Origin of the sequence: Desulfitispora alkaliphila, from assembly GCF_050433185.1 — a bacterium.
GTDB lineage: Bacteria > Bacillota > Desulfitisporia > Desulfitisporales > Desulfitisporaceae > Desulfitispora > Desulfitispora alkaliphila.
In genome coordinates, this window is record NZ_JBNPXS010000020.1 from 22,385 (window position 1) to 39,487 (window position 17,103).

20 protein-coding genes and 2 pseudogenes are annotated in these 17,103 nt (G+C 39.2%); 6 read left to right on the forward strand and 16 right to left on the reverse strand.

Going from position 1 to position 17,103, the window contains the following annotated elements:
• Nucleotides 1–60 precede the first annotated feature (60 nt).
• The 4 genes from queG to GGQ84_RS08670 all read right to left on the reverse strand — a co-directional run bounded on the left by queG (nucleotide 61) and on the right by GGQ84_RS08670 (nucleotide 3,035).
• A complete protein-coding gene (queG, locus tag GGQ84_RS08655; RefSeq protein WP_429161740.1) occupies nucleotides 61–1,083 on the reverse strand; it encodes a tRNA epoxyqueuosine(34) reductase QueG in 1,023 nt (340 codons plus the stop codon).
• Between the two features lie 42 nt (nucleotides 1,084–1,125).
• Nucleotides 1,126–1,365, reverse strand: a complete 240-nt coding sequence (locus GGQ84_RS08660; protein ID WP_429161742.1) for an FmdB family zinc ribbon protein — start codon at nucleotides 1,363–1,365, stop codon at nucleotides 1,126–1,128.
• A gap of 78 nt (nucleotides 1,366–1,443) precedes the next feature.
• On the reverse strand, nucleotides 1,444–1,728 hold the full coding sequence (locus GGQ84_RS08665) for a ferredoxin family protein (RefSeq protein ID WP_429161744.1): 285 nt from the start codon (nucleotides 1,726–1,728) through the stop codon (nucleotides 1,444–1,446).
• Nucleotides 1,728–3,035: an FAD-dependent oxidoreductase gene (locus GGQ84_RS08670; RefSeq protein WP_429161746.1), complete on the reverse strand. Its 1,308-nt coding sequence runs from the start codon at nucleotides 3,033–3,035 to the stop codon at nucleotides 1,728–1,730. Before GGQ84_RS08670 ends, GGQ84_RS08665 begins: the two co-directional genes overlap by 1 nt.
• A 115-nt stretch (nucleotides 3,036–3,150) precedes the next feature.
• On the opposite strand from GGQ84_RS08670, the gene GGQ84_RS08675 reads away from it, so the two are divergent.
• Nucleotides 3,151–3,609, forward strand: coding sequence for a ferritin family protein (locus GGQ84_RS08675; protein ID WP_429161748.1), 459 nt, complete (start codon nucleotides 3,151–3,153; stop codon nucleotides 3,607–3,609).
• Here GGQ84_RS08675 and nth read toward each other — a convergent pair.
• From nth to GGQ84_RS08690, 3 genes are read right to left on the reverse strand one after another with little or no spacing between them, the layout of a single operon-like run.
• The gene (gene nth, locus GGQ84_RS08680) at nucleotides 3,562–4,218 is read right to left on the reverse strand and encodes an endonuclease III (RefSeq protein WP_429161750.1); all 657 of its coding nucleotides are present in this window, start codon (nucleotides 4,216–4,218) and stop codon (nucleotides 3,562–3,564) included. The two genes, GGQ84_RS08675 and nth, sit on opposite strands and share 48 nt — an antisense overlap.
• Before the next feature lie 4 nt (nucleotides 4,219–4,222).
• Nucleotides 4,223–4,840 (reverse strand): flavin reductase family protein, encoded by a 618-nt coding sequence (locus GGQ84_RS08685; protein WP_429161752.1) that lies wholly within the window; start codon nucleotides 4,838–4,840, stop codon nucleotides 4,223–4,225.
• A gap of 30 nt (nucleotides 4,841–4,870) precedes the next feature.
• Nucleotides 4,871–5,596 carry a class I SAM-dependent methyltransferase gene (locus tag GGQ84_RS08690; RefSeq protein WP_429161754.1) on the reverse strand — a complete coding sequence of 242 codons (726 nt, stop codon included), beginning with the start codon at nucleotides 5,594–5,596 and terminating at the stop codon, nucleotides 4,871–4,873.
• 163 nt (nucleotides 5,597–5,759) lie between these two features.
• Between GGQ84_RS08690 and GGQ84_RS08695 the strand changes: the two are divergent.
• Nucleotides 5,760–6,221: pseudogene (locus GGQ84_RS08695) on the forward strand (anaerobic carbon-monoxide dehydrogenase catalytic subunit); the annotation flags it as partial.
• 44 nt (nucleotides 6,222–6,265) lie between these two features.
• Here GGQ84_RS08695 and GGQ84_RS08700 read toward each other — a convergent pair.
• The gene (locus tag GGQ84_RS08700; protein ID WP_429161756.1) at nucleotides 6,266–8,173 is read right to left on the reverse strand and encodes an ABC-F family ATP-binding cassette domain-containing protein; all 1,908 of its coding nucleotides are present in this window, start codon (nucleotides 8,171–8,173) and stop codon (nucleotides 6,266–6,268) included.
• 173 nt (nucleotides 8,174–8,346) lie between these two features.
• On the opposite strand from GGQ84_RS08700, the gene GGQ84_RS08705 reads away from it, so the two are divergent.
• Nucleotides 8,347–8,586 carry a YgaP family membrane protein gene (locus GGQ84_RS08705; protein WP_429161758.1) on the forward strand — a complete coding sequence of 80 codons (240 nt, stop codon included), beginning with the start codon at nucleotides 8,347–8,349 and terminating at the stop codon, nucleotides 8,584–8,586.
• Between the two features lie 49 nt (nucleotides 8,587–8,635).
• On the opposite strand, the gene glsA is transcribed toward GGQ84_RS08705, so the two are convergent.
• From glsA to GGQ84_RS08735, 6 genes are all read right to left on the reverse strand, one after another.
• Nucleotides 8,636–9,556, reverse strand: coding sequence for a glutaminase A (gene glsA, locus GGQ84_RS08710; RefSeq protein WP_429161760.1), 921 nt, complete (start codon nucleotides 9,554–9,556; stop codon nucleotides 8,636–8,638).
• 45 nt (nucleotides 9,557–9,601) lie between these two features.
• Nucleotides 9,602–10,042: a DMT family transporter gene (locus GGQ84_RS08715; protein WP_429161762.1), complete on the reverse strand. Its 441-nt coding sequence runs from the start codon at nucleotides 10,040–10,042 to the stop codon at nucleotides 9,602–9,604.
• Nucleotides 10,043–10,099: 57 nt separating this feature from the next.
• A complete protein-coding gene (locus tag GGQ84_RS08720) occupies nucleotides 10,100–10,594 on the reverse strand; it encodes a YajQ family cyclic di-GMP-binding protein (protein WP_429161764.1) in 495 nt (164 codons plus the stop codon).
• A gap of 81 nt (nucleotides 10,595–10,675) precedes the next feature.
• Entirely contained in the window at nucleotides 10,676–11,143 is a 468-nt protein-coding gene (locus tag GGQ84_RS08725) for a hypothetical protein (RefSeq protein ID WP_429161765.1), read from the reverse strand.
• A gap of 107 nt (nucleotides 11,144–11,250) precedes the next feature.
• A complete protein-coding gene (locus GGQ84_RS08730; RefSeq protein ID WP_429161767.1) occupies nucleotides 11,251–12,411 on the reverse strand; it encodes a cation:proton antiporter in 1,161 nt (386 codons plus the stop codon).
• Nucleotides 12,412–12,417: 6 nt separating this feature from the next.
• Entirely contained in the window at nucleotides 12,418–12,909 is a 492-nt protein-coding gene (locus tag GGQ84_RS08735; protein ID WP_429161769.1) for a cation:proton antiporter regulatory subunit, read from the reverse strand.
• Nucleotides 12,910–13,047: 138 nt separating this feature from the next.
• On the opposite strand from GGQ84_RS08735, the pseudogene GGQ84_RS08740 reads away from it, so the two are divergent.
• Nucleotides 13,048–14,285, forward strand: a pseudogene (locus GGQ84_RS08740) (putative DNA modification/repair radical SAM protein).
• A gap of 19 nt (nucleotides 14,286–14,304) precedes the next feature.
• Nucleotides 14,305–14,856: a TIGR03915 family putative DNA repair protein gene (locus tag GGQ84_RS08745; protein ID WP_429161770.1), complete on the forward strand. Its 552-nt coding sequence runs from the start codon at nucleotides 14,305–14,307 to the stop codon at nucleotides 14,854–14,856.
• 40 nt (nucleotides 14,857–14,896) lie between these two features.
• Here GGQ84_RS08745 and GGQ84_RS08750 read toward each other — a convergent pair whose 3' ends face one another.
• Nucleotides 14,897–15,709, reverse strand: coding sequence for a formate dehydrogenase accessory protein FdhE (locus tag GGQ84_RS08750; RefSeq protein WP_429161772.1), 813 nt, complete (start codon nucleotides 15,707–15,709; stop codon nucleotides 14,897–14,899).
• 151 nt (nucleotides 15,710–15,860) lie between these two features.
• Between GGQ84_RS08750 and GGQ84_RS08755 the strand changes: the two genes are divergently transcribed.
• Nucleotides 15,861–16,412 (forward strand): ferritin-like domain-containing protein, encoded by a 552-nt coding sequence (locus GGQ84_RS08755; protein ID WP_429161774.1) that lies wholly within the window; start codon nucleotides 15,861–15,863, stop codon nucleotides 16,410–16,412.
• Nucleotides 16,413–16,461: 49 nt separating this feature from the next.
• Here GGQ84_RS08755 and GGQ84_RS08760 read toward each other — a convergent pair whose 3' ends face one another.
• Nucleotides 16,462–17,097 carry a DUF3786 domain-containing protein gene (locus GGQ84_RS08760; protein WP_429161776.1) on the reverse strand — a complete coding sequence of 212 codons (636 nt, stop codon included), beginning with the start codon at nucleotides 17,095–17,097 and terminating at the stop codon, nucleotides 16,462–16,464.
• Between the last annotated feature and the right edge of the window lie 6 nt (nucleotides 17,098–17,103).

Below are 17,103 nucleotides of genomic sequence, written 5' to 3' on the forward strand. Positions count from 1 at the left end.
AAGAACCCTAATAATATATGGGTTCTTTCTCTTTTAGTGCATTAAGACAGCGTTTTAGATTCATGTGTTCTTTTTTACCTTTATCTGATCTAGTGCCCATTTTGCATGGTGACGAATTACCTCTCGCTGATCATTGAGCGCCTTGGTCAACACGGGAATGGCTTGCTCATGCCCCCAATTCCCCAGGGCTATAATGGCATTTCTCTGCAGTGTAGTTCTACCGCGCCACCCTGCCGCAGTTTTACCAAGGGTTTCTTTAAACCTTTTATTATCCATCTCTACTATCTCCATCAAGTTGTACACATTCTTGCTCTCATTAAAACCTTTTCCACTGGCATTATGAGGACACGAACGCTGACACAAGTCACAACCATAAAGAGTATATCCCATCTTGTTTCTGTACTCTTCAGGCATTATTCCCTTTAGCTGTGCAACCTGGGCCAAGCATCTATTGGTATCAATAACTCCAGGCTCCACAATAGCACCAGTTGGACATGTCCTCATGCATTTATCGCACTGACCACAGCTACTGAACAGCGCCCAGTCATCCAAATCATCAGCAGGCAGATCTATATTAGTTAGTACACCACCAATATATAGATGGGATCCTAGTTTCTCATTAATTAAAAGGCTGTTCTTCCCTATAAAACCAAAGCCTGCTCGCACAGCCAAGGCTTTCTCTGCAATAGGTTTGTCATCTACAAATGTCTTATACTGAAAATCCTCAGGTACTATGGGCTCCATATCCTTGATTAACGCCCCAATCTTCTCATAGAGCAGCCTGTGATAATCTATACCACCCATACCTTGGGCAAGTCTGCCTTCCCCGGGAAAAAGATCTGCTTTTTCCCTATCATCATGAGCCAGACCTAACATTATAATGGATTTTACTGAAGCCATCAGTTCCCTAGGGTTGCCCCTTTTCCCTGCCTCATTGCCTAAAAAAGAGGTGAGATAACAAGAAGCTTGTAGCTCCCCTATTTTGTCACTCCACCCCTCTATTGGCTTAGGAGAAATAACAGCGATCAGGTCAAAACCCTGTTCCCTAGCCTTAATTTTAATTTTTTCTTTTAATTCACTCATCCTTTTCACCTCAAAAAATAAAAAGCCCTCTATACGAGAGGACTATTTACCCATTTCAAAACTGCAACTGCCGCCACAACCACCTGTATTGCACTCTGACTTGCTATTCTTAGAATCCGTAGTGTAAAAACCTGAGCCTTTATAAACCACACCAGCGCCTCCAGAGATGATGCGACTAGCCTCATCACCACATTTCGGGCACTCTTTTAGGGGTTCTTCTGATATTTTTTGGTTTAGCTCAAATTTTCCACATTTTTTACATCTATATTCGTATCTTGGCATTCCTTATCCCCTCCTTCTAACAAAGTTATAAACGAAGGTGGGGATTTTGTCAAGCTTACACTATCTAAAAATATTAAGTTAATATCTGTAAGAAATTCCGTATCCAGATCTAGGAAAGAACCAGTCTATGTTTCCATAGGGGCAACCCATGACACTAGCTCCACATTCAATGCATCGGGCATAATCTATTTTAATTTCACGACCGCTCCAGCTATACACCTGGGTAGGACAAAAGTACGTACAGGGTTTGTCTTTACACTTTTTAAAACAAGTAGTCTTATCCTTAATAGAGATATGGGACTTACTGTCAGGCTTTATCTTTACTAGATCTATAACATCATTTACCATTCTCAATTTAGTCATTAGAACAGCCCCCAATACTTGTATCCGTAATAAATATCCGAAATTGTTTTCACAGGGTTCTGCTTACTCTTCACTATATCCATGAGCTGCTTATATTTCTCCTTGTCTGTGGACATATCCTCTGTAAAAAACCGATAAGCCAGTTCGTTAGCTGTGTTGCTCACTAAATAGTCAGTATCCGGGTTTTCCTTATAGTACTTAGTCTTGTCGGGACTGCCCTTAATATCTTTCATAAAAAAGCTATTGTTAAGCTTTGTTGCATAGCTGGACAGTGTTTTCTCTGAAAAATCACTTTTTGCCTTAGCTTGTACAGCCACCTCAGCTGCCATCTTTCCAGATAGCATTGCCAAGTCACTGCCCCTACGCCCACTGATCATAACTGCTGCATCTCCTGCTACCATCAATCCATCTGTATATAGCTTAGGGACAAACTTGTAACCTCCCTTTGGTATCAGGTGGGCCATGTATTCCAGTGTCTCTCCCCCAGCCAATAGGCGTTTTATTAGCGGATGCTCCTTGGTTCGCTGAAACATTTCTAAGGTATTAAAGCCCTTTTCCACAATTTGATTCAGGTATACTCCCCAATTGAAGGATATGGTATCCTTATTTGTCCATATTCCCGCTTTGCCCATTGCACCAGCACCCGGGTAACCAATCATTCCAATAGTGCTTCCCTCGCCCTTTTCTAGCTGGAATCTCTCTTCTATTTTTTCCGAGGGCAACCCAATAATTTCTTTTACATAAAGGGTTAGTGTGTCAGCGGGAATATCAGATCTAAGACCAGCTTTCTTTGTTAAAAACGCGTTAACTCCCTCCGCTAATATAACTACATCAGCTAGCATAACTTCTCCTGTGTCTAGCTTGACCCCATTAACCTTACCCTTGCCTATTAGTTTTTTCTCCATAACTAAATCTTTAACAAGCGTATTGTTAAATAGTTGTGCACCGTCTTCCTGAGCTTTCTTTGCCAACCAATTGTCAAACTTACTTCTCAAAACACTAAATTTATTATAGGGCTCTTTGGCAAAGCGCAACCCAGTAAAACTAACTTTCACTGCAGATTCCCGCTCCAATAGCCATACTTGATCATTTACAATAGCTCTTTCCAGTGGAGCTTCTTTCCAAAAGGCGGGTACTATTTCCGCAGTAGGTTCTGAGTATATTGCTCCTCCAAAGACGTTTTTGCTCCCTGGGTAGTCACCTCGCTCTAACAGTGCCACCGACATTCCCTTTTGGGCCATAATCATAGCTGCCGATGATCCCGCTGGGCCAGCTCCTACAACTATAGCATCAAACTTATCTCTCATATTCTACCCTCTTCCCCTTTTTCTGCCGTTAATATTACTAGCTTTCCCCCATTTAAGTATGGTATTCCAGATTAATACCAATACTAAACAAGAACTGTATATGCGAGGTGTGAAAATGAATCGGAAGCAAATATTGAATAGCCTGAATTGGTTCTTGCTACTAGAAAAGCAGCAGGTTGAGTTGTACGGTAGTCAAAGCAAATCTACAGATGATCCTTATTTGCGCAGATATCTAGACCGTTTTGCTGAAATAGAGCAGGAGCACGTAAATACCATAACAAAAATAATTAAGAGCTTTGACTCTAAGCCAAAGCCCTATGTAGAGTATTCTGGATTTTTTTTAGGTGAATTTGTTAGGTTAGGCGGGCAAGCTATTGCAGGTCATACCGATGTGAAAAACTATTTGAGAATTAATATGCTGGGGGAGCGAATGGCCATTAGAGATTATAAGAAATTTATTCGCTCTGTCAATGATCCCACTATTAAAGATGCCCTTTGGAAACACTTGATCGATGAGGAACTGCACCTACAATGGATGCAACACCGTGTCCGGGAGCTGACTACTAGGACATAGATGGCTTATAGTACATTGTTCACACTCAGGCTTTCTAGCCTTACAAACATTGCGTCCATGAAAAATAAGCCAGTGATGAGCATTTGTCCACTTTTCTCTGGGGATAACTACTTCTAATTGTTTTTCCGTCTCCTCAACATTATTGCTCTTTGCTAATTTTAAGCGATTAGCCACTCTATGCACATGAGTATCTACAGCAATTGCCGGAATACCAAAGGCGTTGCTGATTACAACGTTTGCTGTCTTTCTCCCCACTCCAGGTAACTGCTCAAGCTCTTGTCTAGCCTCGGGAATTTTTCCATCCCATTTATCCATAAGCATCTGGCCCATCAACTTCAAGTTCTTACTCTTATTTCTAAATAGGCCACATTCCCTAATCTCATCAGCTAATTGACCCTGATCTGCAAACGCTAAATCCTTCGGTTCTTTCACCTTTTGAAACAGTCTAGAAGTCACTTTATTGACTCGCTCATCAGTACATTGAGCACTCAAAGCAACTGCCACTAACAACTCAAATGAGTTGCTAAAGTTAAGGGCAGGTCTAGGATTTGGGTATAAACGCTCTAATTCTGTTAAAATCTCTTCAATCCACTTATCTTCTTTAGTCACTTTATTATCTCGTCTCCCTGTAATAGGCATAAGTCATGGGCTCTTCATCAGCTATAACATCGCCTGCAACTACATCTGCCAAAAACATAGTATGAGTTCCTGCATCAGTTACTTTATCAGGTAAAACCTTGCATTCGTAATAGGCAATACAACCTTTTTCCACGATAGGTCCACCGGTTTCTCCTACTTTATAGTTAAACTCTGTAAATTTATCCACTTTGTGTCCAGATTGATATCCAAACCGCTTTACCAAATCGTGTCCTTGCTTACCCAGTACACTTACCGTATAAATCCCACTTTCATTCACATACTTATTAGTGAGATTATTCTTATTTAACGCAACTAATACCCGCAGTGGGTCACTGGTTATTTGAAAAAATGTGTTACACAATTGGGCATTAATCTTGTCTCCACTCTTTGACCCTACCACATATAAACCGTAGGAAATTTTGAATAGGGATCTCTGGATTTTCTTTTTTAATTCCTGATCCATGTCATCAGCCCCGGTATCAATTAATTCAAAGGCCTCTGGACCAGCCTTACAAATAGGGCATTCATCCGGCGGCGTGGGCCCCGTATGAACATATCCGCATACGACACATCTCCACTTCTTATTTTCCAATAAAATCTCCCCCTTTAGATTGAAATATATTTATTTTGGTAGCTTTTTGGCTACCACAATTGTGGCATGGGCTTCATCATTGTGTGCTCCACCTGCAAAATTGCCGTAGTAATTCACATTCTTGAACCCTGCACTCTTGAGGTATTTAGTTAAATCCTCCCTAACTATGGGGTTTAGTGGCACAGTGTTATTAAATTCTTCACCATTATTTAGTTTGAGCACAGTATTAAAATCAATTAAACCGTCATCTCTATACGAATATTTCCTCACCAGCGATGCCTGTTCACCTTCAATAGTATCTAATCTGTCAATTCTGTGTTTCAGAATTCGATCATAGTTCACCAATTGGATGATAGCTATCCCAACTGTACCTAGCACCTGATAAAACTCTTCTAAAGCTTTAACTACCTCTTCCTCAGTTGTTAAGTGGGGTAGTGTATTGCCTAGACATAATAGAGCATCATATTGCCCGTAAAAGCGCTCTAACTCCTTCATATCCGCAACATAAAATTCAGCTATGTCTCCTGCCTTCTCTTTAGCTATATCAATCATTTCTTCACTTAAATCTATTCCCGTAACCGAATATCCCTTTTGAGCTAACTCCTGGGAATAACCTCCTGTGGCACTGCCCACATCTAGGATTGCCACTTTGTGATTGAAAATATCCCCTATCTTCTTTTCCACAAATTTCAACTGGGCAGACCCAGGGGGGAAAATGTGATCATAATGATTTGAAAACTCTTTATAAAACTTCATTTACATCCTCCATTCTATGTATTGCCACCTACTTACATATATTTCTACACCAAAATGAAACAGACCTGCCTATATTCTTAGACTCTCCAAAGAAAACATATTCATTTATAAATATATTTATCAATTTTGGAAACAATAGGTACATAAATTAAGAACATTTTAAGCTGGGGGATGTGGCTGTCATGGCTTAGAAGTGGCAGGGATGACAAATAAGACAGCTATAGACTTAGCTGGCGATGGCTTAAAAGAAGTTTGTAACTCCCTATGTATTCCACCCGTACTGCCCTTTGGAACATGTACAGACACAGGAAGAGTATCCATGTTGGTAACTGCCGTGGCTAATGCCTTAGGCACGGACACTTCTGCTTTACCAGTGGCAGTAAGTGCACCTCAGTATTTAGAGCAAAAGGCAACAATTGATGGTATATTTGCCTTAGCTTACGGCCTTTACACTCATCTATCGCCTACACCCCCTGTAACAGGTGGTCCTGATTTAGTTAAACTCTTAACTGAAGATGTGGAAGCCATTACAGGAGGAAAAATTGCAATTGGAGATAATCCACAAGAAGCAGCTCAAGCTATCGTAGCTCATATAGAGAGTAAGCGTTCAGCACTGGGTATCTAAACACTAAACCCCTGAAAGACAAACTATTGTCTTCAGGGGTTATTTCATTCTATTAGTTCTTCCCACTGGGAATACTTTTCAGCTATTTCATTTTCTAAGTCCTTATACCGTAAATTGAGCTCTCGCGCTTTGTCAGGATCACTGTAAGTCTCAGGCTGAGCAAGCTCTTCGCCGATTGCATTTAATTTAGACTCTAAGTCTGATATCTCTTCTTCCAACTGACTCTGCTGCTTCTTTTCAGCTCTAGCTTTTTTTTGTTTTTCCTTCTCCTTCTTTTGATTTAACTTCCCCTTTTCCGCTTCCCTAGCTTTTACCTCTGCCAGTTCCTTCTCCTTCAACTCCAATAGTTGCTGTTTCTTCCAACGATAATCGGTGTAATTTCCTAAGTACTCTACAAATCGTTCATCTTTTATTTCCCAAATCTTATCGGTTATCTGATCTAGGAAATATCTATCGTGAGATATCATTATTACTGTCCCCGCAAAGTCCTGTAGCGCCCTTTCCAACACTTCTTTCGCTGGTATGTCCAGATGGTTTGTAGGCTCGTCTAAAACAAGAGTGTTTGCTTTGCTTAAGAAAAGCTTTAACAAGCACAGTCGACTCTTTTCCCCTCCACTAAGCTCTGAAACTAATTTGAATACATCCTCCCCAGAAAATAAAAACCGACCTAATACGTCCTGAGCCTGGTACTCAGTGAGCTCTGTTTTTTTTACCACTTCCTGAATAATTGTATTGGTTTCAGTTAAGTCTTCCTGTTGTTGACTATAATAGCCAAAATCCACCCTACTGCCGTGGACAACCTCTCCTTTAGTAGGCTGAAGCTTGTCCATAATGATCTTTAGTAGTGTAGTTTTCCCTGCACCATTTGGTCCAACAATCCCCAGCTTCTCCCCTTGACGCAATAGTCCTGTAACACCTTGAAATAGATATTTTTCACCCTCAAAGCTGTGTCCAATATCCTTTAGTTCAACTACCCTCTGCCCTGACGCTTGGTTTATGTCAAATTCAAAAGGGTTAAGGGTACTTGCCGCCATAGGCTTATCTACTAACTCCAATTTTTCTAATTGCTTTTGTCGTCCCCGAGCCTGCTTTGATTTTACTCCTGCCCGATAACGATTTATATACTCTTCTGTCTTAGCTATATGTTGTTGTTGTTTATCAAATACCTTTAATTGCTGGGCTTCCAGCTCACTCTTCTGCTGTCTATATCTAGTATAGTTGCCATTAAATGCGTTTATTTTACCGAATTCTAATTCTAGAATTTTGTTCGTAAATTGATCTAGAAAATATCTGTCATGGGAAATAACTAAAACAGTGCCCTTGTATGCCCGAAGAAAATTTTCCAGCCACTCTACTGCCTCATGATCCAGGTGGTTTGTAGGTTCATCTAGCAACAACACTGTAGGCTCTTGTAATAACAGTTTTCCCAATTTTATTCGCGTCTTCTGTCCGCCGCTAAATAACTCTACTCTCTTTTTCAAATCAGCCTGTTCAAATCCAAGGCCTGAACTAACCTGTCTAACTTTGGCCTCTATTCCATATCCATCTGCTTGTTCGTATTCTTCTGTAAGTGAACTATATTTAGCCATGGTCTTTTCAAGTGCTTTAAAATCCTCTGACTGAGCCGTCATCTCTTCTTCTAATTGCTTTAACTTATTTCTCATCTCTATGATATGCTGAAAAGAACTTATTAGAGTTTCCTCCAATGTGGCTTCAGTTGCGAACTTAACATCTTGTTCCACAAACCCTAAGTTCATGCCAGAACCCAAGATTGTCTTCCCGCCATCTGCCCTCTCCTCGCCAATAAGACAACGGAATAAAGTGGTTTTCCCAGCCCCATTAGGTCCCACTAGACCGGCCTTATCGCCATAATTAAGTGAAAAGGTAACCTTAGTCAAGATTACCTCACTGCCATAATTTTTTTTTATGTCTTTTGCTTGAATAGAAATCAACTTAATAACACTCCTTTAGCCACTGCTTATCAAAACTTGCGGCAAAAGATTATCTTAAATAGTATAGCACACTTTACTTTGCGGGAACAATAAAATATGCGTAATGAAAACTTGGCTTGTCCAGGAAAAAAATTAATGCTTTATTGACGGTAGGATAAAAAGGAGGGATCTACTTGAAAAAAAATGTAGGCGATTTAGATCAATATATTCGCATTGCCTGTGGACTTTTTATGGTTGGCTACGGCATAAGAAGAGACTCAACAACTCTTTTGGCTTTAGGTTCTATGAAGGTAGCTGAGGGAGTAACTCGTTACTGTCCTGTCCTAGATGCAGTTGGCATTTCAACTACAGGAAAAACCGTAAAGAAACCCGGGTTAAAGCGGGTAGTAAAAAAGATGGTAGAAGAGTTTTAGTTACCGATACAAAAGCCGCTTTCTACTCAAATAATCAGGTAGAAAGCGGTTAAAAAATACTCAATTTCATTTCTCTCGACAGCTCCTCTAACAAGTGTACTCCTGCTATACTGTTTCCCTTTTTGTCTAAGCTAGGTCCGATTACTCCTATTCCCATCCGGTGAGGAACCGCTGCTAAGATACTACCACTAACACCACTTTTAGCGGGAATTCCAACCCTAATAGCAAATTCTCCTGATGCATTGTACATACCACAAGTAACCATAAAGGTTTTTGCCAATTTAGCTATAGCAGGATCAATAATTATTTCTCCACATGGTCCTATTCCTTGCGTTGCTAAAGTAAGACCCATCCTAGCTAAGTCCTGACAGGTTATTTTAATTGCGCACTGCTTAAAGTATAAATCTAGGGCTTCTTCAACCTGTCCATCTATAATTCCTATATCCTTTAAGAAGTATGCCATTGCTCTGTTGCGATTACCCGTTTCCCTTTCTGAGGTGTATACTTCCCAATCCACATCTATTTGATTGTTGTCCGCCATTGCTCTAATCAAAGTTAACAGCCTTTCTAAGCGCTCATCCACATCGGACCCCTTAATTAAGCTGGTCACCGCTATGGCTCCAGCATTAATCATTGGATTTAGTGGCGGCGATGGCTCCAATGTTTCAAGCTTTACAATGCTGTTAAATGGATCACCAGTAGGCTCCATCCCAACTTTACTAAACACCTTCTCTCGGCCATTGTCTTGAAGAGCGAGAATTAAAGAGCATATTTTGGAAATACTCTGTAGCGTAAAGGGAGTATCACAATCTCCTGCAGTTATAATCTTGCCATCCCAGGTACAAAGAGAAACACCTAGAGCGCACGGATTAGCTTTACTTAACTCTGGAATATACGTTGCAACATTGCCTTTAGAACACCACTTTCTATTGTTTTCAATAGCCCTATTCAGCACATCATGTAGATTCACCTTATAACCTCCTGATAAGTTAGGTGTTACACATAAGGTTATTATTTACTTTTTCATTAAAAATACTCCCGCAACTATTATTGTAACCCCTAGCGCACGCTTCCAAGTAAAGGCTGTCTGCTCCACACCCAAAAGACCAAAGTGATCAATAGCTCCTGCAGCCATTAATTGAGCTAAAATTACTAAAGCTAAGGCATATGAGACTCCAAGCTTTGAGATGGCAAAAATTGTACTGGATACAATTATTACTCCCAGCAATCCTCCGGTAAGACTTATTTTGGGGGCCTCCCATATTTTCGCCATACTACCAGAACCTACACCTACCACTAAAAGTACGGCTGCAAACATAAATCCTACAAGGTGTACCACTAAGGTTGATTCTAAAATCCCAACAGACTTACTTAACAATGTATTTAATGTCCCCTGAAAAGATATAGCCAACCCTGCTAAAAGGCTTAAAAGCAATGCCAGAAGTAAACCACTCATTGAGCTTTCCTCCCTGTTCTTCTAAATAAAGAACTAGGGGTTAGCCTAGTTCTCAGTTTAAGATCTAAAATTGTTAAATTGTAACGGAACATCAAAGTCATTTGCTTTAAGAAACTGAATTACCTCTTGGAGGTCATCTTTATTTTTCCCTGTAACTCTTAATTTATCATCCATAATCTGAGCCTGAACCTTTAATTTCTGTTTTTTAATAGCAGCCACTAGCTCTTTGCCCTTCTCCTTGGAAATTCCCTCTTTGACCGTAATATTTTGCCTTACCAGTCCACCAGAAGCAGGCTCTACTTTACCATATTCTAAAGATTTTAATTCAATACCTCTTTTGATTATTTTGCTCTGCAATACATCAATAACACTCTTAATCTTGTGGTCATCATCGGAGACTAACTTTATCTCCCCACCCTCTAGTTCTATCGTAGACTTAGAGTTTTTAAAATCATATCTTGTTGCTAATTCCTTGTTGGCTTGATTAACAGCGTTGTCCACTTCTTGTAAATCTACTTCCGAAACTACATCAAAAGAACATGATTTAGCCATATTACATCCCCTCTTCCATAATTATTAAATCCTATTATAGAATACTTTTCCTTGGAATACAAATTCAAAAAACAACTCCTTTTACAAGGAGTTTAGGCTATGGTTGTATTGATATTTATAGAGGTAATATGCCAGAAATCCGTGTATTAAGACTGAGACCAGTACTGTAGAAGTTACGCTCCAGTTGTTATACTGAAGATATCCAAACATAAGTGCCACCGCGTGAAAGATACCTGCTAACAACGGTAACGCAACTATATAACCAGCGAACACCCACAATGAATTGCTCCTAGGAAAGAAATGGGCATACCCTATTTCTAATGGCACCCAAATCAAGGCCAGCCCTAAGGGCATACCCGCAATTACTAGTGACCCAGGCGCAAATTGCCATGTACCTAAAAGAACCACCATTATATATAGCATTATAAGGCCCAGGCCCAAACCCGCCCATAGACCAAAGGGCAAAAACCTGATAATTCTTTCCTTAGGAACTAAAAGACCAATAAGTACACTGGCTAAAATAAAAATTCCAATCGAAATCAATGTCATTGAAATCACCACACCTTTTTCTCTTTTAAGATGTAGTGTTTACCACTTTATTCTTAAAAATGCACGTGTGCTGGATAATTGCGTACTTTTTGGTCTTATTAAAGATATCATTCATTAGCCTTAAACCGTTCATTCAGACTTTTTGCCCAAATAGGTGCTTTCCCAAACATAAACACTCCAATTACAGCTGTTATCAAAATGTAGATACCACTAAAAATTCTCAATTGTGGAGGAGCTAAAGCCGCGATAATAGCAGAAAATTCTCCTCTTTGAACTAAAGAAAAACCTGCCCTCAACGCTACTTTTCGCTTTAGACCATACATTTTACCACCTACAACTCCTACTACCAGCTTTCCAACAATAGACCATACCGTTATAAGGATAAGTAATGGAATCATGGGAACACCTTCACCTAACGAAATACTTGTCCCAAACCAAAAGAAAAAGAATGGCAAGGTAATATTTCGTACAGGTAAAATTAAATGTTCCAGTTGTTTTTGTTTCTTAGTTTCTGACAGCATTACACCCGCCAAAAAAGCACCTAAGACTTCAGATAAATCTAAGGCTAATGCCAAGCCTCCATAAGCGAAGGCTATTCCTATTGCAAATAAGGGCATAAAGTCTCTTTCTAAATGCCTATCAATAAAATTCTCTAGTTTTCTAAACCCGTAATAGCCAATTATAACTGCTCCTACAGTCATTAGTACTATCTTTAAAATTAATACTGCAATGTATGAAGCTGTCACTTCAGCCCCAGCGTAAACACCCGCTAAAAAAGAAACTAATATTGGTGCAACCAAATCCTCAAAAATCAACAATGCAAGAATAAATTCTGCTTCTGGGTTAGCCAAACGCTTTTTTTCCTCTAACATTTTAGCTGTTATAGAAGAACTAGTAGCATATGTAACTGAACCAATTAAGATTGCTGCCATTAAACTTAAATCAAAGAGCAGTGCTATTCCCACTGTTATCCCCACGTTTAAAAATACATCTAATAATCCGGCAGGCCAAACTTTTTTTGAAATTTCCATCATTCGCTTCAAGGGAAACTCTAAACCTAGTAGGAAAAATAGTAATACTATCCCTATCTCGGCTACAACATGTAACGCATCGTTACTGTGACTAATTACTCCTAAGCCAGCAAGTATAATACCAATAATTATATACAATAATACTGATGGCAACTTAAACTTCTGAGCTAAGTACCCTATTAAAAAAAATACTATTAAGCCTATGCCACCAATCAAAAGAAAAGGTAACTGTTCCATCAATATTTACTCCCTTTTACCTGAGCACAGTTGCTCAAACTTTTTAATCTGATCCTTTTTTCCAACTACCATCAGTATATCGCCTGGCAACAAGAGTTCAGTTATTTCTGGACTGCCTATAATTTCTTTATTTCTTTCAATTCCAATCACTGTTGCTCCTGTCTTTGACCTTATCTTTGCATCTCCCAATTTCATATTAGCAATGGGCGCTTCAGCTTTTAATTTAATCCATTCAATTAAAATATTTTTCCTTACTATCTCCATTTTTTCATCTACCACAGGCTGATAATCAGCACCCATCATAATAGCACCGATTTTTCGCGCCTCTTCATCATTTAAATCCACTGAGAAGCATGGTTCATCATCATCACACTCTTCCATAAAATATAACTCTCTATGCCCACTATGGTGAATAATAATTATAAAGCTTTGCCCCTCAGCTGTCTCCATAGTATACTTTTTCCCAACACCAGGAAGATCTGTAGCCTTAACTTGCATTTATTAAACCTCCTTTATCTAAGCATTTTTCTGTATTATTTATTTTAAAGCATTTAAATATTTTATGCAAAAAAACTTTGCGCACCAGAACTAATGTTTGGTATAATATCATTAATTGTATTATGGGAAGTGATTGATTTGGATATTCACGATAAATTAAAAATACTGGCTAACGCTGCTAAATACGATGTTTCTTGTTCCTCTAGCGGTAGCTCTAGACAAAATAAAAATGGATTAGGTAATGCTGCAGCTAGCGGCATTTGCCACAGTTGGTCTGATGATGGCAGGTGCATTTCACTTTTAAAAATACTCTTTTCTAATTACTGTATTTACGACTGCCTATACTGCTATAATCGAACTAGCAATGACATCCCCCGGGCTAGCTTTACCCCAGATGAGCTAGCAGACCTGACAATAAATTTTTATAGGCGCAATTACATTGAAGGACTATTCTTGAGTTCAGGAGTAATTAAAAGCCCTAATTACACCATGGAAAAAATGGTTCTTGCCATAAAAAAACTGAGAAACCAATACAATTTCCACGGCTACATCCACTTAAAGGCAATTCCCGGGGCTGATACACAACTTCTCACGGAAGCAGGCAAGTTAGTTGATCGGCTGAGCTGCAATATCGAGTTGCCTTCAGAAAAAAGTCTTAATTTACTAGCTCCACAAAAGAAAAAAGAAGCTGTGCTAAAACCCATGCAATTCATCGGTAAGAAGAAAAGAAACACCTGAAAAAAGCACCAAAATTTGTCCCAGCAGGACAAACTACTCAGTTAATCGTGGGAGCAACACCAGATACGGATTTAACCATTATGGGCTTATCAGAAAAGCTGTATCAAGGCTTTAAGCTAAAGCGAGTTTATTACTCAGCATATGTTCCTGTTTCAACTAACCCAAACTTACCCATGCTCCCTGAGCCCCCTATATTGCGAGAGCACCGACTTTATCAGGCTGACTGGCTCTTGCGCTTTTACGGCTTTACTGCAAGGGAGTTATTGGATAGTTCGCATCCTAATTTCGATTTAGAACTTGATCCAAAGGCCAACTGGGCACTTAGAAACCTTCACATTTTCCCAGTAGAAATTAATCGAGCAGACAAGAATACTCTATTAAGAATTCCTGGGATAGGTCACAAGTCAGTCATGAAGATTATAGCAGCTAGAAAAGTCAATTGGCTCAGCTTTGATGACTTGAAAAATTTAGGTGTTGTTTTGAAGCGAGCTAAATATTTTATCACTTGTAAGGGAAAATATTGGGGTCAGACTAAATTTAGAGAGGATCTCTTAAAAAACAAGTTAATGTCCAATAGTATAAAGGCTAAAAGTTCTAACCACGAACAGCTCACAATCTTTTCTTTCCTAGACAACTAATACTAGGTGGTGATCTAAAGTGCAGTACTACCTTTACGACGGTAGCTATGAAGGCTTCCTCACAGCTGTTTATTACAGCTACTATTCAGCAGTACCTGACAAAATTGTAGCGGAATCTAGTTTTGAAAAAGACCTCTTTGCAAGTTCAACATTGGTTAAAACTGATCCCATCCATCAGGCAAGTAGTAAAGTTCGCAGGGAAAAGCACCGCATGCTGGGTTTAATTCGATTTCAACAGCTCAACAACGGTATTTACTATTCCTCCATTGAACCAGACCATTTTATCTTGCCTTTAATCGCATCCCATTTTGCCAACCGTTTCTCTGATCAGAGGTGGGTAATTCATGATTTGAAAAGAAACCAGATGCTCCTGTTTGACACTACTAGCTGGGTTATCGCCCATGAGGCCCCTTTAGTTGAATTAAATTTTTCAGAAGAGGAAACTGTATTCCAAAAACTGTGGAGGGAATACTTCGACCATATCTCTATCAAGGAACGAAAAAACCTAAAGCTTCAAAGAAACTTTATGCCAGAACGATACTGGAAGCACTTAATTGAAAAACACCAATAAAGAAAGAGCACAATCATACATGTGCTCTTGCTCTTTCTAATTATTCAATGGGCTTAAAACCCTCTCTAATTGCCAAATAATCCAGGTGTACTGTTTTTTTCTCTTCCATAAATTCATTTCTTTTCTGAGCAATTCTCCCTTGCTCATCATAAGTCTTTATGTACCTTTTACAGCTATAGCACACGTTGACTTTATATCCATCATCCTGGTCTTGCACTCGAAAGTAACCTAATTTATCGGGATTTTCTTCTAGACAATTTGGGCAGCCAATGCGCTTAAAGTTCCACTGGTACTCGCAGGCCGGACACCACAAATATCTCTTACCTTCTTCCTCTTTTGCCAATTTTGCCATTGCAGCTCCATGACCACAAATTGGGCAATATCCCCTTTTCCAAGAGCTTGCCGGATACTTGTCCCCAATATATTCGCTATAAACTTTTAAAAATGGTTTTATAGCATAGGTTAAGAGAACTCCAAACTTAACGAAATTATGACACTTACTCATGTCAAATACCTCTTCAATAGGATTCCCTTTTAACAATTGGACAATTTTTGTTTCTAGCTCCTTATCAGAAGGCAATAACTCTACTAAGTCTAGATGGGCAGCTTCAGGATTGTACTTATCTAGCAACTCCTGTACCTGTCCAAATATTTTTCTAAACTCAGCAGCACTTACAGAAGGATAGTACCCGGATAAAAGTGCCAATCCCTCTTTAGTGTAGTTTTTCATTTCTACTTCTGTTGGCTCTTTTGCTATTTGTACAGTTATTACAGTGTCCTCGTAAAGCTGCCCCAATTCTTGATAAAATTGTTCATTGGTTGGAAGCCCAGATTCTTTTTTCTGATTAGCCATTATTAACCCCACCTTTAATACTAGCTTATACCAATTATAGCAAAGCCTCATATTCATGACAATTAAAAAAACTACGAATCTAGTTCGCAATTCAAAATGTAATTACATATGATATAGCAAGTAATACAATTAAAAAACTTGGAGGGATCTTATGTCACATCATCATCACAAGAAAAATATTCATCTTCTACTAGATGATTACGCCGGAAGGGTTAGTGAAGTTACCGCTACTAAGCAATATTTGCACCACTATTTCGTAGTGAAGGAGCGCGATGTTGCCCAGCTACTGGAAGATGTTGCAATTGAAGAAATGCATCATATGGAGGAGTTAGCCGAGGTTCTAGCTGAATTTGGAATAGATCCTCGTATTTGGGACGCCGAAGGTACTTACTGGGACGGCAGCTTTGTCAATTACCAGTACGATGTTTGCGATATATTAAGAGCTGACATTACTGCAGAACTGGAGGCAATAGAGCAATACTTAAGGCATATTGAGTTAATCCCCTATGCCCCTGTTCAAAAGCTACTCTTTGAAATCATAGAAGATGAAATTAGACACATCATTTGGTTCTTAGAGAAACTGGAAAAATATTGTACAGATTCAGACCACAAAAAGTGGCTTTTTTCAGAAATTGAAAAAAAGCCCTTTGATATAAAGACTAAAAGCAAATTAGTGAACGACCTTCGATTATCAAATGAATAGTCACTAATTTTAAAGCCAGTGCAGATTTTTAATCGGCACTGGCTTTTTGTTATAATTCATATCTGATAAAGCGAAATAACATTTCTACAAAAACAGCAACATCCTCTGTATGCATATAGTGATTGGCAGTCTTATCAAAAAGCACGTTTATGTTGCCGTCTATTTCTTCATCAGCAAGCCACAATGTTATGGTAATGGAAAATCTAGGGAACCCCCATACCACAAGAGATATATCTCCCTTGTTTCTGCTTTCCGGAGAAAAATAAGTAAAGGCATTCCTTACAGTATCGGCTCTTTCCTTTTGTATTCTTTTAACAAAAGGAATAAATGCATCTCGCTGAAGTGCAGGGAAATAAACATTTCCACTCTCCAATTCCCGATAGGATATAGGGATATTTTTAAGCTCTACCCCGCTAGCTCTGCCCAAGTAATTTAGTGTCATCAACTGCCAGGGAAAAATGGGCTTCTTGTCTGTACCCCTAAAATACACCTGCCCACTAGGATAGGATACCTCTAGCTCTTGCCCTAAACTTTGCAGGCGCAATACCATACCATCATATTGCGCCCCACTGGACTTGGATATTTCCTCTGGCGTTCTCCCCTGAAAAAGCTCTAATGCTTGCTCCCAAGCGTCTTTGTAGTTGTTAAAGTTCACTTTGCTATACCACATATACTTTCTAACCATGTGGCC

Excerpts from the sequence above, each read along its gene's own strand:
- queG (WP_429161740.1), bottom strand. The coding sequence starts at position 1,083 with ATGAGTGAATTAAAAGAAAAAATTAAAATTAAGGCTAGGGAACAGGGT.
- GGQ84_RS08760 (WP_429161776.1), bottom strand. The coding sequence starts at position 17,097 with ATGGTTAGAAAGTATATGTGGTATAGCAAAGTGAACTTTAACAACTAC.
- GGQ84_RS08730 (WP_429161767.1), bottom strand. The coding sequence starts at position 12,411 with ATGGAACAGTTACCTTTTCTTTTGATTGGTGGCATAGGCTTAATAGTA.
- GGQ84_RS08675 (WP_429161748.1), top strand. The coding sequence starts at position 3,151 with ATGAATCGGAAGCAAATATTGAATAGCCTGAATTGGTTCTTGCTACTA.
- GGQ84_RS08670 (WP_429161746.1), bottom strand. The coding sequence starts at position 3,035 with ATGAGAGATAAGTTTGATGCTATAGTTGTAGGAGCTGGCCCAGCGGGA.
- GGQ84_RS08735 (WP_429161769.1), bottom strand. The coding sequence starts at position 12,909 with ATGCAAGTTAAGGCTACAGATCTTCCTGGTGTTGGGAAAAAGTATACT.
- GGQ84_RS08690 (WP_429161754.1), bottom strand. The coding sequence starts at position 5,596 with ATGAAGTTTTATAAAGAGTTTTCAAATCATTATGATCACATTTTCCCC.
- GGQ84_RS08725 (WP_429161765.1), bottom strand. The coding sequence starts at position 11,143 with ATGACATTGATTTCGATTGGAATTTTTATTTTAGCCAGTGTACTTATT.
- GGQ84_RS08720 (WP_429161764.1), bottom strand. The coding sequence starts at position 10,594 with ATGGCTAAATCATGTTCTTTTGATGTAGTTTCGGAAGTAGATTTACAA.
- GGQ84_RS08755 (WP_429161774.1), top strand. The coding sequence starts at position 15,861 with ATGTCACATCATCATCACAAGAAAAATATTCATCTTCTACTAGATGAT.
- GGQ84_RS08750 (WP_429161772.1), bottom strand. The coding sequence starts at position 15,709 with ATGGCTAATCAGAAAAAAGAATCTGGGCTTCCAACCAATGAACAATTT.
- GGQ84_RS08665 (WP_429161744.1), bottom strand. The coding sequence starts at position 1,728 with ATGACTAAATTGAGAATGGTAAATGATGTTATAGATCTAGTAAAGATA.
- GGQ84_RS08660 (WP_429161742.1), bottom strand. The coding sequence starts at position 1,365 with ATGCCAAGATACGAATATAGATGTAAAAAATGTGGAAAATTTGAGCTA.
- GGQ84_RS08715 (WP_429161762.1), bottom strand. The coding sequence starts at position 10,042 with ATGAGTGGTTTACTTCTGGCATTGCTTTTAAGCCTTTTAGCAGGGTTG.